Consider the following 14662-nt stretch of genomic DNA (forward strand, 5'->3'; position numbering starts at 1 on the left):
ATCCCAAAACGCTACCGCATGTCATTCCGTAAAAAGGCTCTGGGCGCCCCGATAGCTATCGGGGCAGGTGCAATGCTCCTCGTGGGGCTCACCGCTACGACCCTCGCCCCCATCAACGACAAATTCTTCGAGATCATGAAGGCCATCGAGGTGTACACCAACGTGTACAAGGAGGTGAATACCTACTACGTCGACGAGATCGAGCCCAATAAACTGATGCGCACCGGCATCGAGGCCATGGTCGAAAGCCTGGACCCCTACACCAACTACATCAGCGAGACCGACGTGGAAACCGCACGCCTGCGCCAGAGCGGACAGTACCAGGGCATCGGCGCTGAGATCGAATATATCGACAGCCTGCCGACCATTCTCACCCTTTATAAAGATCAGCCCGCCGACCAAGCTGGATTGCGCACGGGCGACCGCCTGCTACGGGTAGACGGCCGCGAGACCGCCCAGTACAACCGTGAGCAGCTGGAGGAGATCATGCGCGGCTTCCCCGGTACCATCATGGAGCTAACGGTAGACCGGCCCGGCGAGGGCACCAAGCAACTGGAGCTCACGCGCGGTGACGTAGACATCCCCAACGTACCCTACTACGGGATGCTGGAACGGAACGTGGGCTATGTGGCCCTGACCACCTTCACCCAGGAGGCGGCCAAGAACGTACGTGATGCCGTCAGCGAGCTACGAGCCGAGCACCCCGACATGACCGGCGTCGTACTCGACCTGCGCGGTAACGGCGGTGGACTGCTCAATGAGGCCGTCGATATCGTCAACATCTTCGTACCCAAGGGCGAGACCATCGTGACCACGAAGGGTAAGGTGCGCGACTGGAACCGCAGCTACGAAACCAAGGGCAACCCGCTGGATACGGACATTCCGGTAGCCGTGCTCATCAACCACCGCTCGGCCTCGGCCTCGGAGATTGTCTCGGGTGCGCTGCAGGACCTGGACCGTGGCGTCCTGATCGGCCAGCGCAGCTACGGCAAGGGGTTGGTGCAAAACATTATGGAAACGGGTTACGGTAGCCGGGTCAAGATCACTACGGCGAAGTACTACATCCCCAGCCAGCGTTGCATCCAGGCCATCGAGTACCGCAACGGCAAGCCCTACGATATTCCCGATGCGCAGCGCGCCGAGTTCAAGACCCGCGGCGGCCGTACCGTACTGGACGGCGGTGGCGTAGCTCCCGACATCGAGGTGAACGTGCTGGGTCAGCATAACGTAGCTCAGGGATTGCTGGAGGATTACATCGTCTTCGACTTTGTGAACGAGTGGGTGCGCGATCACCCGACAATCGACTCGGTGGCCGATTTTCACTTCCAGGACTGGGACAAGTTCGAGGCCTTCCTCAACCGGGCCGACTTCAACTTCACTTCCCAGGCCGAGGAGCTATTGGAAGATGCTGCCGCCCGGGCTAAGGAAGAGGGGTACGACATCTCCGCGGAGCTGGCCTCGATTCAGGAGAAGGTCGACCGCGAGCAGGCTACGGCCATCGCCAGTCTGAAGGACGAGATCATCAAGATCATCGAAAAGGAGATCGCCGGCCGCTATTACTACCAGCGGGGGCAGGTGCAGATGGGCCTGCGCAACGACCAGGAGGTACAGGAGGCCATCGCGGTGCTGAACGATGGGGGGCGGTATGCGGAAATTCTGAGCAAGTGATGTTCCGCCTCGATCGCACGGCCTTTCGTATCAACACCTTCGAGGAGGCAGACAGTAATATCCACTACTGGGTAACCCGGCCGCTGGAGGAGCGGCTGCGGGCGGCAGATTTTTTGACGCGGCAGGCGTATAATATTGCTCCTGATGCGGAGCTACGGTTGGACCGTACCAAATTCTGGATGGGGAAGTTGGAGGACCAGGACAAGCGGATAAGTAGCGGAAATCCTAATTTAGCAAAAAAAAGGACGATGTCAGCAGCACCTAAACTGACCGAGCACTATACCCCCGATGAGTTTTTTACTTTTCTTGAAGGCAGCCTGGATAAGTATGAATACGAGGCTGGGAAGCTTACCATGATGGCCGGGGGCACTGGGAACCATAATACGATCAAATCGGATCTCGCCGTCTCACTTGGTAGTCATGCTCGACAAAATACCAACTGTGAATTTTTCGATAGCGATCAGGCTACTTACATACCCAATAATGATGCCTATGTTTTTCCCGACCTCACATTCGTTTGTGGGGACGCTCAGTTTCAGGACGAGGCGCGTCGTCGCCTGCTAAACCCTGCACTACTTATAGAAGTGATGTCAGAATCCTCAGAGCTTTACGACCGCAGTGGTAAGTTTCACAAGTACAAATCGTTAGGTTCTTTTCGAGAGTATGTACTCGTTGATTCTCAGAAGCATTTGGTGGAGAGCTTTTACAAGCAGGATAAGACACTGTGGCAGATGGCCACTTGTTTCGATCTCAATGGCTCGGTGTACATACATACGCTTGACATTAACCTGCCCATGGCTGAAATTTACCGCCGGGCAGATTTCTAACCCTACGCCTCATCAACCCCATCCCCAACCGCCGGCGGCGCATTCCGCTGCACCTCAGACTGCCGCTCTAGGCTTCCCTCGGCCAACCGCTCACTCAACCAGCTACGCGCCTCCCCAAACGTAGCGAAGTTATACTCCGGTGGTACTAACCCAGGGATTAAATTGATCCGCTCCATCATATCGCGCACCTGCTCGTTCATGCCGGTGAAGGCTACGGCAATGCCCCGCTCCTGTAGCTCCAGCACGGCATCCTCCATGGCGTAGAGCCCCGATTGATCGATGTATGGCACCTCCCGCATCCGGATGATGACCACCTCTACGGAAGGCAGCTGCTGCATCATCGTCTGGAAGGTGGACACGAAGCCGAAAAACAGCGGACCGTCCAGGTGCTTGATGAACACCCGGTCTCCCAACCGTTCGACCAGGTCGCCGTCGTCGGCCCAGGGCTTCTCGCGGCTGAACTCCTCTAGGGAGTTGCTTCTGGCTCCTTCCTCCACGGTATCGGCTGTCTTTTTCATGAAGAGCACGGCGGCCAGTACCATACCGGCGGCAACGGCTTCGAGTAGTCCGACGAAGACGGTCAGCAGGAGCACGATGATCATCACGGCCGCATCGCCCCGGGGCACGTCCCTCAGGTGGCGCAGCCCCTTATAGTCGATGATGCCGACGCCCACCGTGATGAGGATACCGGCCAGTACGCCGTTGGGGATGTAGGCTACGATACCACTTAGGCCCAGGAGCACAAGCAGTAGGAATATGCCGGCGATCATACCACTGATCTTGGTCTTACCACCCGACTGCGCGTTGATGACCGTACGCATGGTGGCCCCGGCCCCCGGTAGGCCCCCGATGAAGGCCGCCCCCATATTGCCGAGTCCCTGACCGATCAGCTCCTGGTTGGGATCGTGGCGGGTCTTGGTGATGTTGTCGGCTACTACGGAAGTGAGCAGCGAGTCGATGGCCCCGAGCGCGGCCAGGGTGAAGGCAAACTCGACGATGCGCACCAGCATCCCGCTACCGAAGAACGCCCCGAAGAAATCGAGATACACAGGAGGTAGCCCCTGCTCTACCGCCCCGATCACTGGCACCTGACCGGGTAGTAGAAAAGCGGCAACAATGGTCACTATCACCAGACCGACGAGACTCGAGGGCACCTTGGTGGTCACCCGCTTGAAGCCATAGATGATGCCGATCGTCAGTAGGGTCAGTAGCAGGTTGGGCCAGTTGACGCCCCCCGGCGTGGTAAAGGGCCGGCTCAGGTTACCGAGGGTACCCAGTGTACCCCCGGCGGCGCGGCGGGCCAGGCGGGTAGCCTCGGCGTCGATTTCAGCTTCGTCGATAGCAGCGAACCGTTCGCTAGCCCGGGCCACGACCTCCGCGTTTACGGCCCCGTCGTCCAGTACGGCGGCCTCCTCTTCAATGTAGCGGTTTAGCAGTAGCTCCTCGGCCGGGGCGCGGCGGCTTTCGACCAGGGCGGTATCGTTGGCCGCACTGTAACCCAGCGCCGGAAACAACTGCGTAATAATGATGATCACCCCGATCCCGCTCATGAAGCCCGATACTACCGGATAGGGTATGTACTTGATGTACTTGCCTAACTTGATAATGCCGAAGATCATCTCGATGAGGCCCGCCAGGAAGAAGGTGGCCAGGATGATCGGCAGCGCTTCGGCCACGGTTTCCGCTCCGGATTCGGTGATCGAACTAGCAATAACGGCCGAAGAAACCACCGTCATCGGTGCCGTAGGCCCACTCACCTGTGTGGGCGTGCCCCCAAACAAGGCGGCCAGGATGGCAATGGCGATGGCACCGTACAGCCCCGCCATCGGTCCCAGGGCAGTCTGCGCCCCGAAGGCCAGGGCTAGGGGTAGGGCTACGATACCGGCGGTCAGGCCACCAAAGAAGTCGCCCCGAAGGTTGGAGAAGTCGAAGGAGAATGGGTTAGTCAAAACAAACCATTTAGTGCGCTCCCGTTACCGAGCGCATGTCGAAGACCTCAAAGTAATTCTCGGGGTTGGTGACCTTCTCGTCCTCCTTGACGACCACTACCTCGACGTCCCGATCCTTGAAGGAGGTGACGAAGTCATTCAGGATCTCCACTACGTCGTAGTCTAGGAACTGCGTCTTGCGCACGTCGAGCACCAACTGCGATCCATCCTCGATGTTGTCTAGCTGCTTCCGAATGGCCCCCTTGTTGAAAAAGGTCACCTCCTCGGCCAGGGTGATCTTCACCCGGGGCCGCTTGCCCTCCTCGTTCTTCATGTGCAGGAAGTGGGAGTTCTGGTAGCTGGTGTAGAGGATCACGATGATGCCTACCGCCAGCCCCAAGCTGATGCCGATCAGCAGGTCGGTCAGTACGATGGCCACCACCGTAACGATGTAGGGTACGAACTGCCGCCAGCCTACCCAGTACATGTTGATGAAGGTAGCCGGCTTAGCTAGTTTATAGCCCACCAGGAGTAGCACGGCGGCAAGGACCGAAAGGGGGATACGATTGAGTACCGTCGGAATCGCGATGACCGATACCAGCAAAAAGATACCGTGCACGATTGCAGAGAGCTTCGTCCGCCCACCCGACTGGATGTTGGCCGAGCTACGCACGATCACCTGCGTCACCGGTAGACCGCCGATGAGCCCCGAGACGACGTTTCCCGTACCCTGCGCTAGGAGCTCCCGGTTGGTGGGCGTGACCCGGCGGTAGGGGTCCAGCTTATCCGTTGCCTCTACACAGAGCAACGTCTCCAGACTGGCCACCAGGGCAATGGTGAAGGCGGCAACCCACACGGCTCCGTTACCCAGGCCGCTAAAGTCAGGAAAACTGAACTGGCCCAAAAAAGAATCAAAATTCTCCGGCACCGGCAGTGGCACCAGGTGCTCCGGACGAATGCCCAGGTCAGTGCCCTGCATCGTGATCTGCCAAATGATTCCCGCGGCTACGGCTACGACCGGCCCGGGAATGATCGTAAAGATTTTACCTCGTTTGGATAGCACTAACTCCCACAAAATCAGGATCGCTAGAGCAATAACGGCAATGATCGTAGGTCCGATCGCGATGAAGTCAACTATGTTGAACAACTCAGAAAAGGTGTTCTGCCCGTCGTCCTGTAGGAAGGCATCATTGCCCTCCGGCACCTCGTCGTAGCCGAAAAAGTGGGGAATCTGCTTCAGAATGATGATCAGGCCGATGCCCGTGAGCATCCCCTTGATCACCGCCGAGGGGAAGAAGTAGCCGATCACGCCGGCCCGCAGTACGCCCAGTACAATTTGAATGATGCCCCCCAGGACCACACAGGTCAGAAAGAGCTCGAAACTGCCCAGTTCGGTGAGGGCCGAGAGCACGATCGCGGTCAGGCCCGCCGCTGGCCCGCTCACGCCTACATTAGAGCCACTCACTGCGCCTACCACGATACCCCCTACGATACCGGCGATCAGACCGGAAAAGAGGGGCGCGCCACTGGCCAGCGCAATACCTAAACAGAGGGGTAAGGCAACGAAAAAGACGACGATACTAGCGGGTAGGTCGCCCTTAAGGTTGGTAAAGATGCCGTCGTGGGGCGTAGCGTGACTTTTCAAGATAAGGGGGAGTGATTTTCGCTAAAGGTAGCTATACACGGTCAGCCCCACAAGGTTGTACGCGCCCCTTACTCCGCCGCCTCCAAAAATTGCATCTCGTAAAGCTCCCGGTAGCGGCCGTCCTCCAACTGTACCAGCTCCTCGTGGGGGCCGAATTCCCTAATCTCGCCCTTCTCCAGTACCATGATGTTGTTGGCATTGCGGATGGTACTGAGGCGGTGGGCAATCACGATGCTCGTGCGCCGGTCGATCAGTTTCTCGATCGCGTGCTGAATGACGCCCTCGGTCTCCGGATCCACGCTACTGGTCGCCTCGTCCAGAATCAAAATGTCGGGATCGAACACCAGCGCCCGCACGAAGGAGATCAGCTGCCGCTGCCCCATACTCAGGGTGGCCCCCCGCTCCATTACGTCGTAGTCGTAGCCCCCCGGCAGCCGCTCGATGAAGTCGTGGGCACCGATCAGCTTGGCCGCCTCTATAACCCGCTCACGACTGATGTTGGGGTCACGCAACGTGATGTTTTCCAGTACCGAGCCGGTGAAGAGGAAGACGTCCTGTAGCACCATCGCCATGTGGCTGCGCAGCGCCGTGAGCTCGTAGTCGCGCAGGTCCTTCCCGTCGATCAGGATCTCCCCCCTCTGGTACTCGTAGAAGCGGTTGATCACGTTGGTGATCGTCGTCTTGCCCGAGCCCGTACTACCCACGATGGCCAGCGTATCTCCACTTTTCAGTTTGAAGCTGAGGTCCCTGAGGATCCAGTCCACGCCCGTATAGGCAAACCACACTTTGCGGAACTCCACCTCCCCGCGCAGGCTTTCCGGCTTCAACGTCCCCGTATTCTCGATCTGGTCGTCGCGGTCGATCACCTTAAACACCCGCTCCGAGGCCACCAAGCCCATCTGCAGCGTATTGAATTTGTCGGCTAGGACCCGGATCGGCCGGAACAGCATATTGATGTAGATCGGGAAGGCCACCAACGCCCCCAGGGTCACCCCGCCGGCGCGAGCCACGTCCTGAGCACCCCACCAGACCATCAGCGCCAGGCTGGCCGCCGCGATGATATCCACCGTAGGAAAGAAGATCGCGTAGTACAGGATCGCGTCGATATTTGCTTTCCGGTATTCCCTGTTGATCCCGGCAAATTTGCGCGCCTCCCCCTTCTCCGCATTGAATATCTGCACGATCCGCATTCCGGTGATGCGCTCCTGTAGGAAAGCGTTCATGCGCTGAATCTCGGTGCGTACCCGCTGGTACGACTTCTTCACCGCCTCCTTAAAGATGTAGCTGGCCAGCATTAGGAAGGGCATCGTCGTCAGACAGATCAGGGTGAGCCGCCAGCTCGTGGTCAGCATGATGGCCAGTACGGCTACGATGGACATCAGGTCGGCCAGAATCGTGATCACCCCCTCGGCGAAAATGCTATTAATCGACTGGATGTCGCTGATGGTCCGCGTCGTCGAGGTCCCAATGGGGGTCTTGTCAAAGTAGCTCAACCGCAGGCTGTTGATGTGGCTAAACACCCGCACCCGCAGATCGCGGATCACCGACTGCCCCAGCCAGTTGGAACTGTACACAAAGGAGTAGCGGCACAGCGCCTCTAGCACCAGCAGTCCGGCGATAACCAGGGCCCAGAAGGTGAGCCCGCTGGTGTCGCCCACGAAGATGTAGTCGTCCACCATCTTCTGGATCAGCCGCGGCCGGGCGATCGACAGTGGTGCCAGCAGCACGGCCAGGGTGACGGCCAGAATCGCGACCTTCTTATACGGTTTAGCCAGGGCCAACACACGCCACAGCAGGTACAAATCAAACTTTTGCTTCTCTTCCTTCGTGGCCATGAAGTGGTGTAACACCCCACCCCCCGTTTGGGTCTACGCCGCCACCTGATTTTCCCGCAGCGCCTCCAGGCTCACGTACTGGAGGGCTGCCTCGTGGGTCGCCTCCAACCGCACCGGCGGCGCTACCCCGGCCTCATAGGCCTCCTTCCACCGCAGCGCGCAGAGGCACCAGCCGTCGCCCGGCTTCAGTCCCGGAAAGTCGTAGGCCGGTACCGGCGTGCTTAGGTCATTGCCCCGTGATTTGGTGAAGGTGAGAAACTCTTCCGTCATCACCGCGCACACTACGTGGCGGCCGGTATCGAGGGGGCCGGTACGGCAGATGCCATCGCGGTAGAAGCCGGTCAGTGGGTCGGTGCAGCAGGGTTGTAAGGGGGTACCTAGTACGTTATTCATATTACCTAATAATCTGCCCAGTCACCCGCAGCAACTCCGTCTCCGTCTGCTTCAAATTCAGCAGGGCGTCGAGGAGTTGAAATTCCGCATTCGCGTAGTTGAGCTGGATCTGCCGGTAGTCGAAGCTGTTGATGGTGCCGCCGCTAAAGCGTTCTTCGGCGATCTCGAGGTTACGTTCGGCGTTTTCGATGAGCTCCTGGGTGATGCCGATGATGCGGGTCTGGTTGGCGTAGAGTGCGGTGGTGTTCTGGAGAGCGGTACGGAGTTGCTGCTGGGCGGACTGGTAGTCGAGTTGGGCAGTGATCTCTTCCAGGCGGGCCGACTGAATGCGCACCCGCCGGTTGCCCCCGTCGAAGAGGAGGTAGCTGGCGGTGAAGCCCACGTTGCCGGCCAGGGTACGCGCGGCTATTCCTGGCAGCTCCTGCTCCCGCCCCGGCTGGTCGCCGCCGAACTCAAAGGTCTGGGTGCCGGTCTGCACACCGATGTCGTAGCTCGTACTGGCCCCGATGCCGAAGGTGGGTGCCCGCTCGGTCTCAATGAGCCGGGTCTGTAGAGCGGCCAGATCGCGGTTGATGAGCAGGTTCTGCAGGTTGCGGTTGCTGGCCAGGAGGCGGGCCTCAAGGTCGGCGGGATCGTAGGCGGTTTCCTCGTAGGTCAGTTCGGTGGTGAGGTCGACGGGGCGGTCGAGGGTCTCCTCACCGAGGAGCTGGAGTAGGTTACGCACGGCGTTCGCGTAGTTGACCTGCTGCACGACCAGGTTGGTAGAGTCCGAGAGGTAGGCATCACGCGCCTGCAACTCATCAAAGGTGCCGCCCTGGCCGAACTCCCGCCGCACCTGCTGGTACTCGATGCGGTCGCGGCTCAGGGCCAGCACCCGGCGGCGCACCTCGATCTGCTCACGCTGCACCACGGCGGTGTAGTAGGCGTCGATGATGTCCTGAACGGTGTTCTCGATTTGCAGCTGGAGCTGTCCCTTGCTGAGGTCGGCCAGGGTTTCCAGCCGCTCCTTATTTATGGCGATGCGGCCGCCGTTAAACAGCACCCAGTTGAGCTGTACGATGGGGGCTACGCTGTAACTGGTGGTGGTACTCTGGACCACGATACTGGCCGGGTTGCTCTGGTTACGGTAGCCGACGCCGGGGCTCAGCCCCACCGTGATCGTGGGGTACTTCTGCGTCAGGGCGTAGTCGTCGTTGTTCTGCGCCACGGCCAGTTGGCTTTCGGCAATCCGGATCTGAAAGTTATTGTCCAGCCCGCGCTGGATGGCATCGCTCAGGCTTAAATCCAGGGTGTCCTGGGCGCGGACGCAGGTGCAAGCAACTAGTGCGAGGAAGAGGCTGAGCTTGGACATGCCGGAGAGGGGGTCGTGAAAAACTTGCGCAAGGTACGGGAACGAAGGTCGAGCCGACTTATATTTTGCCCTCATGTTCGTGTCCTCCCCCCGACCCCGTATCCCCTGGGCCACCGTGCCGCTACTGCTGCCCGTGCTGGCCCTGGGTGGGGGGATTGCCCTGGCGGCCCACCTGGAGTATAGGTACGCATGGATGTTCCTCGGGGCGACGGGGGGGCTGGGGCTGCTCGCCACTAGTTTGCACCTGCGGCCCCGCCCTGCTGCCGTGCTGTTGTGGCTGGCGCTGTTCACCCTGGGAAGTTGGTATGCGGGGGTACGGCATCCGCTGCATGATGGAGCGCACTTTAGCCACCACTACACGAAAGGAGACCAACTGCTGGTAGAGGTGCAGAGCGTGCGGGAGGGGGAGCGGCGGCAGAATGTGGAAGCCGATGTGACGGCGCTGTTGCGCGATGGGGAGCGGCTGCCTACGAGCGGTAAGTTAGTGGCTTACGTAGCCGGTGATACCTTGCGAACTGGAGACCGGCTGCTGCTGGCTAGTGCGGTGGATACGGTGCCGGGTCCGCTCAATCCGCACGCCTTCGACTACGCGGGTTACCTGGCGGATAAAAACATCTTCCACCGCAGCTTCGTGGACTCGACGGAGTGGCTGCGGGTGGGCACCGCCTCGGGCTTTTCCCTACGTGCCTTCGGGGAACGGGCGCGGGAAGCCTGGTTTGCGAGCCTGCAGCCCTACCTGGCGGGGGATGACCTAGCAGTAGCCGCAGCGCTGATCATGGGCAAGAAGGACCTGCTGGGCGCGGAGGTGAAGTCGGCCTACGCGGATACCGGGGCGATCCACGTACTGGCGGTGTCGGGCCTTCACGTAGGCATCCTGGCCCTGATCGTGATGCAACTGCTGCGCCTGCTGGTACCGCCCCGACCCTTCTGGCTGGCGCTGCGCACGGGACTGACGATCCTGCTGGTGTGGTACTTCGCCCTCGTGACGGGCCTGAGTGCCTCGGTGCAGCGGGCGGCCCTGATGGTGACCGTAGTGCTGATCGGCAAACAATTGAACCGCAACAACAACATCTTTAATCTACTGGCAATTGCCGCGCTGGTGATGCTGCTGGTGGAGCCCAAACAGCTATTTCAGGTGGGTTTCCAGCTGAGTTTCGCGGCGGTGGCGGGAATCGCGCTCTTTACGCGGCGGCTGCAGCGGCTGGTGTACCTGCCCGGAAAGCTGAGCGTGCTCTGGGATGCCATCGCGGTATCGACGGCCGCGCAGCTCGGCACCCTACCGCTTTCGCTGTATTACTTCGGGCAGTTTCCGCTATACTTCATGCTGAGTGGGACGCTGGTGATCGTGTTTGCCTACCTTGTGCTTGGGCTGGGGCTGCTGCACGGGTTGCTGGCTCTAGTGGGGGTAAGCGGGGCAGGGCTCTGGCCGACCAGCACCCTGCTGGAAGGGGTAGTCAGCGTACAAAATGCCTTCATCTTCTACTGCCGTCAGCTGCCCAGCGCGACGCTGCAACTGGCCGACTTCACCTGGCTATCTGCAGTGGGGCTTTACCTGCTCATCAGCTGCCTGGCCTACCTCGCCTTCCGGCCGAGTCACCGGGGGCGGTGGGCGGCCATGGGGGTGGCGGGGCTGCTCGTAGCGTACTGGACGTTAGGGCCTGTGTGGTCACCCGCTCCGCCCCAGTTTACGATCTATGACCTGCCACGGGCCACTTTGATCGATGTGTACGACGGGCGGCGGGGGGTAGCGGTGGGCGATAGCGTAGCGCAGGATGATCTCGACTTCAATGTACTGCCGGCGCGGCAGGCGCTGGGAGTGGCCTTCGGGACACCCCTACCGCTGGACCAGGACACCAGCCTGGCCGCCGTGACGGTGCATAGTCCCCTACTGCGCCTACTAGATCGGCGGGTGTTGGTATTGGATGGGACGCGGGACTGGCGGGGGGTAGCTCAGTTACCGGAGGTAGATCTGGTGCTGGTGCGCAGCGGGGTGCGCCCGGATCGGGTGCCGGAGCTACCTCCGGGGGTGCCGGTGGTCGTGGATGGGTCAAATGCGCCCTACGTGGGCCGGCTGTGGCGGGAGCGGTACGGCGGGGTGCACGTGACGGGGGTGGACGGGGCTTATCGGGTGGTGGAGTAGGCGTTGGACGCTTCAAAAGCGTCCAACGCCTAAGCACTACATCGTCATCACTTCTTTTTCCTTGTGCTCGATGATCTCCTCGACTTTCTTGCTGAGGCTATCGGTCCAGCCCTGGACTTTTTCCTCCATGCGCTTGCCGGCGTCTTCGGGGTAGCCGTTTTTGACCTCCTTTTTGATGCTTTCCATGGCGTCGCGGCGGGCGTTGCGGATGGAGATTTTGGCCTCCTCGCCCTCGGCCTTGACGACCTTGGCGAGTTGCTGGCGGCGCTCGGTGGTCAGTGGCGGTACGTTGATGCGGATGAGCTGGCCGTCGTTCTGGGGGGTGACGCCGAGGTTAGCCTCAAAGATAGCCTTTTCGATGTTGGGCAGGTTCGACTTATCGAAGGGCTGGATGGTAATGGTGCGGCTATCGGCCGTGCTGATGCTCGAGGTCTGGTTGATGGGCGTGGGCACGCCGTAGTAGCTCACCATGATGCCGTGGAGCATGGCGGGGCTGGCCTTGCCGGTGCGGACCTTGACGAGTTCACGTTCGAGGTGCTCGATGGCCTCTTCCATGAGCATTTTATTTTCTTCCAGCTGGTCACTAAGGAGGTCTTCCATGGGGATTTACGATTTACGATAGGCGATTTACGAAGTACGATTTGCCGTCGGAATATGCGTTGCAGGGGGCGGGGCCGCGGGTGCAACACTTGGTGCAGGCGGGCGATACTACGGCAAAAGTAACTTTTTAGCGTCGGCTACCCATATAGCGGAGAATGAGCCAGAATAGGATCGTCAGCGCGGAAAGCGCGGCGACTACGTAGGTCATGGCGGCCCACCAGAGGGCGTCTTTTGCTCCGTCGTGGAGTTGTCCGGTGGCTGTGCCGCTTTGCTCCAGCCACTTAAGGGCCCGGCGGCTGGCGTCGAACTCCACCGGTAGGGTAGCCAGGCTGAAAAGCGTAGTGATGGCGAAGGCGGCGATGGTGATGAGCAGCATAGTCTGGCCGAAGAAGCCACCGGCAATACCGCCTACGGTCAGCATCAGCAGGATGCTCTGAAAGCGGGAGGCGATCTGCACCACGGGCACCATCTTACTACGGAACTGCAGCCAGGCGTAGCCCTCGGCGTGTTGCACGGCGTGGCCGCACTCATGGCTGGCTACGGCGGCAGCCGAAACGTTGCGGCCCTCGAATACGGCCGGACTGAGGTTGACCGTCTTGGTGGTCGGATTGTAGTGATCGGTGAGGGTACCCTGGCCGGCCACAATGCGTACGTCGTTGATGTTGTAGTAGCTCAGCATACGCTGAGCCACCTCGGCTCCGCTCATGCCACTGGTCATAGGTACGCGGCTGTACTTTTCGAAGGCGCTTTTGAGCTTACTACTGGCCAGCCAACCGATGCCGGCGAAGACAAGCGTGATGATGATATAGACGCCGTAGCCGCCGCTGAGCATAGTTTAAAGTTTTGTCGCTAGGCGGAGACAGGGACCAATCGATCCTTACCCACGTAGCTATGGAGCACTTTCGGTAGTAAAATGCCCCGCTCGGTCTGCTTGTTCTCCAGGAGGGCAGCGATGATGCGCGGTAGGGCCAGGGCGCTGCCGTTGAGGGTGTGTACCAGTTCGTTGCCCTGCTCGGCGCGGTAGCGGAGCTTGAGGCGGTTGCTCTGGAAGGTCTCGAAGTTGGATACGCTACTCACCTCCAGCCAGCGCTGCTGGGCGGCGCTCCAGACCTCGAAGTCGTAGGTCATGGCCGCCGTGAAGCCCATATCGCCGCCGCAGAGGCGCAGGATGCGGTAGGGCAGCTCCAGGGCGTCGAGTAGTGCGCCGACGTGGGCGACCATCTCGTCTAGTTTGGTGTAGCTCTCCTCGGGGCGGGCGAGCTGTACGATCTCGACTTTATCGAACTGGTGTACCCGGTTCAGTCCACGCACGTGGGCGCCATAGCTGCCCGCCTCGCGCCGGAAGCAGGGGGTGTAGCCGGTGAGCCGGATGGGTAGGCTATCGGCGTCGAGCAGCTCACCCCGGTAGAGGTTAGTGAGGGGCACCTCGGCGGTGGGGATGAGGTAGAGGTCATCTTCGGTGACGTAGTACATCTGCCCCTCCTTGTCGGGGAGCTGGCCGGTGCCGCGGGCGGTATCCTCGTTGACCAGGAGCGGGGGGGCATACTCGGTGTAGCCGGCGGCGGTGTTGCGGTCCAAAAAGTAGTTGACCAGCGCGCGCTGTAGCCGGGCCCCCTGACCGGTGAAGACGGGAAAGCCGCTGCCGGTGGTGCGCACGCCCAGTTCCAGGCTAAAGATCCTGTAGGTCTCGGCCAGCTCCCAGTGCGGTTTTGCGTCCGGGCTCAGGGTGGGAAGCTCGCCGGGGTAGTCCTGGTACACCTCGTTGTCCTCGGCGCTGCTGCCGGCGGGCACCAGGTGGTAGGGGACGTTGGGGAGTTGGAGTAGGCTATTTTCAAGTTCTTCCAGGGTGGCCCGCAGCTCCTCCTCCGCACCTGCGACCGCGCCCTTGATCTCGTTGACGCGCTCGCGTAGGGCGTTGGCTTCGTCCTTGCGGCCGGACTTGAAGAGGGTGCCGATCTCCGTGGATAGGGTGTTGCGCTCCGCCAGGAGGGTATCGTTGTGGGTTTGTAGTTCCTTGCGCTTATCGTCGAGGGCGACGATGCGATCAACCGTAGTGGCGGCATCGATACCGCGTTTACGGAGGCCTTCGAGGACCCGCTGGCGGTCGTCGCGCAGGGTGTGTACTAAGAGCATGGGGCGGGGCGTTTAGGCGAGCAAAGGTAGGGGCCGTAAACCTTTAGGTCGTCTGCGCTGTATTAAGTTGCAAGTTTCTACCCCGGTCCGGCACCTGTTTCGGACTTTGGTTGTAGCTTTGCGGAGCAAGCGACTCCGCGTG

General features: G+C 60.4%; 11 protein-coding genes. 3 read left to right on the forward strand and 8 right to left on the reverse strand.

What is annotated here, in order from left to right; genetic code table 11:
* Positions 1–18 precede the first annotated feature (18 nt).
* Together ACOOHD_RS13825 and ACOOHD_RS13830 are read left to right on the forward strand one after the other, a co-directional pair.
* Positions 19–1668, forward strand: coding sequence for a S41 family peptidase (locus ACOOHD_RS13825; RefSeq protein ID WP_420458470.1), 1650 nt, complete (start codon positions 19–21; stop codon positions 1666–1668).
* Positions 1668–2495 carry a Uma2 family endonuclease gene (locus ACOOHD_RS13830; RefSeq protein ID WP_420458471.1) on the forward strand — a complete coding sequence of 276 codons (828 nt, stop codon included), beginning with the start codon at positions 1668–1670 and terminating at the stop codon, positions 2493–2495. The genes ACOOHD_RS13825 and ACOOHD_RS13830 overlap by 1 nt, the downstream gene beginning before the upstream one ends.
* 2 nt (positions 2496–2497) lie before the next feature.
* Here ACOOHD_RS13830 and ACOOHD_RS13835 read toward each other — a convergent pair whose 3' ends face one another.
* The 5 genes from ACOOHD_RS13835 to ACOOHD_RS13855 all read right to left on the reverse strand — a co-directional run bounded on the left by ACOOHD_RS13835 (position 2498) and on the right by ACOOHD_RS13855 (position 9647).
* A complete protein-coding gene (locus ACOOHD_RS13835; RefSeq protein ID WP_420458472.1) occupies positions 2498–4444 on the reverse strand; it encodes a SulP family inorganic anion transporter in 1947 nt (648 codons plus the stop codon).
* Between the two features lie 10 nt (positions 4445–4454).
* Positions 4455–6038 carry a SulP family inorganic anion transporter gene (locus ACOOHD_RS13840; RefSeq protein ID WP_420461432.1) on the reverse strand — a complete coding sequence of 528 codons (1584 nt, stop codon included), beginning with the start codon at positions 6036–6038 and terminating at the stop codon, positions 4455–4457.
* Between the two features lie 98 nt (positions 6039–6136).
* The gene (locus ACOOHD_RS13845; protein WP_420458473.1) at positions 6137–7903 is read right to left on the reverse strand and encodes an ABC transporter ATP-binding protein; all 1767 of its coding nucleotides are present in this window, start codon (positions 7901–7903) and stop codon (positions 6137–6139) included.
* 33 nt (positions 7904–7936) lie between these two features.
* Positions 7937–8296: a DUF2237 family protein gene (locus tag ACOOHD_RS13850; protein ID WP_420458474.1), complete on the reverse strand. Its 360-nt coding sequence runs from the start codon at positions 8294–8296 to the stop codon at positions 7937–7939.
* A gap of 1 nt (position 8297) precedes the next feature.
* Positions 8298–9647 carry a TolC family protein gene (locus tag ACOOHD_RS13855; protein WP_420458475.1) on the reverse strand — a complete coding sequence of 450 codons (1350 nt, stop codon included), beginning with the start codon at positions 9645–9647 and terminating at the stop codon, positions 8298–8300.
* Positions 9648–9720: 73 nt separating this feature from the next.
* Here ACOOHD_RS13855 and ACOOHD_RS13860 point away from each other — a divergent pair, with 73 nt between their 5' ends.
* Complete coding sequence (locus ACOOHD_RS13860; protein ID WP_420458476.1) at positions 9721–11787, forward strand: ComEC/Rec2 family competence protein; 2067 nt, start codon at positions 9721–9723, stop codon at positions 11785–11787.
* 36 nt (positions 11788–11823) lie between these two features.
* Here the strand turns inward: ACOOHD_RS13860 and frr are convergent, their stop codons facing one another.
* The 3 genes from frr to serS all read right to left on the reverse strand — a co-directional run bounded on the left by frr (position 11824) and on the right by serS (position 14520).
* On the reverse strand, positions 11824–12387 hold the full coding sequence (gene frr / locus ACOOHD_RS13865; RefSeq protein ID WP_420458477.1) for a ribosome recycling factor: 564 nt from the start codon (positions 12385–12387) through the stop codon (positions 11824–11826).
* Between the two features lie 127 nt (positions 12388–12514).
* On the reverse strand, positions 12515–13219 hold the full coding sequence (locus ACOOHD_RS13870; protein ID WP_420458478.1) for a zinc metallopeptidase: 705 nt from the start codon (positions 13217–13219) through the stop codon (positions 12515–12517).
* Positions 13220–13236: 17 nt separating this feature from the next.
* Complete coding sequence (gene serS, locus ACOOHD_RS13875; protein ID WP_420458479.1) at positions 13237–14520, reverse strand: serine--tRNA ligase; 1284 nt, start codon at positions 14518–14520, stop codon at positions 13237–13239.
* Positions 14521–14662: the final 142 nt, after the last annotated feature.

This window comes from Neolewinella sp. (assembly GCF_965214665.1).
In the GTDB taxonomy this organism is placed as follows: Bacteria; Bacteroidota; Bacteroidia; order Chitinophagales; family Saprospiraceae; genus Neolewinella.

Excerpts from the sequence above, each read along its gene's own strand:
- ACOOHD_RS13825 (WP_420458470.1), top strand. The coding sequence starts at position 19 with ATGTCATTCCGTAAAAAGGCTCTGGGCGCCCCGATAGCTATCGGGGCA.
- ACOOHD_RS13830 (WP_420458471.1), top strand. The coding sequence starts at position 1,668 with ATGTTCCGCCTCGATCGCACGGCCTTTCGTATCAACACCTTCGAGGAG.
- ACOOHD_RS13845 (WP_420458473.1), bottom strand. The coding sequence starts at position 7,903 with ATGGCCACGAAGGAAGAGAAGCAAAAGTTTGATTTGTACCTGCTGTGG.
- ACOOHD_RS13850 (WP_420458474.1), bottom strand. The coding sequence starts at position 8,296 with ATGAATAACGTACTAGGTACCCCCTTACAACCCTGCTGCACCGACCCA.
- ACOOHD_RS13855 (WP_420458475.1), bottom strand. The coding sequence starts at position 9,647 with ATGTCCAAGCTCAGCCTCTTCCTCGCACTAGTTGCTTGCACCTGCGTC.
- ACOOHD_RS13860 (WP_420458476.1), top strand. The coding sequence starts at position 9,721 with ATGTTCGTGTCCTCCCCCCGACCCCGTATCCCCTGGGCCACCGTGCCG.
- frr (WP_420458477.1), bottom strand. The coding sequence starts at position 12,387 with ATGGAAGACCTCCTTAGTGACCAGCTGGAAGAAAATAAAATGCTCATG.
- ACOOHD_RS13870 (WP_420458478.1), bottom strand. The coding sequence starts at position 13,219 with ATGCTCAGCGGCGGCTACGGCGTCTATATCATCATCACGCTTGTCTTC.
- serS (WP_420458479.1), bottom strand. The coding sequence starts at position 14,520 with ATGCTCTTAGTACACACCCTGCGCGACGACCGCCAGCGGGTCCTCGAA.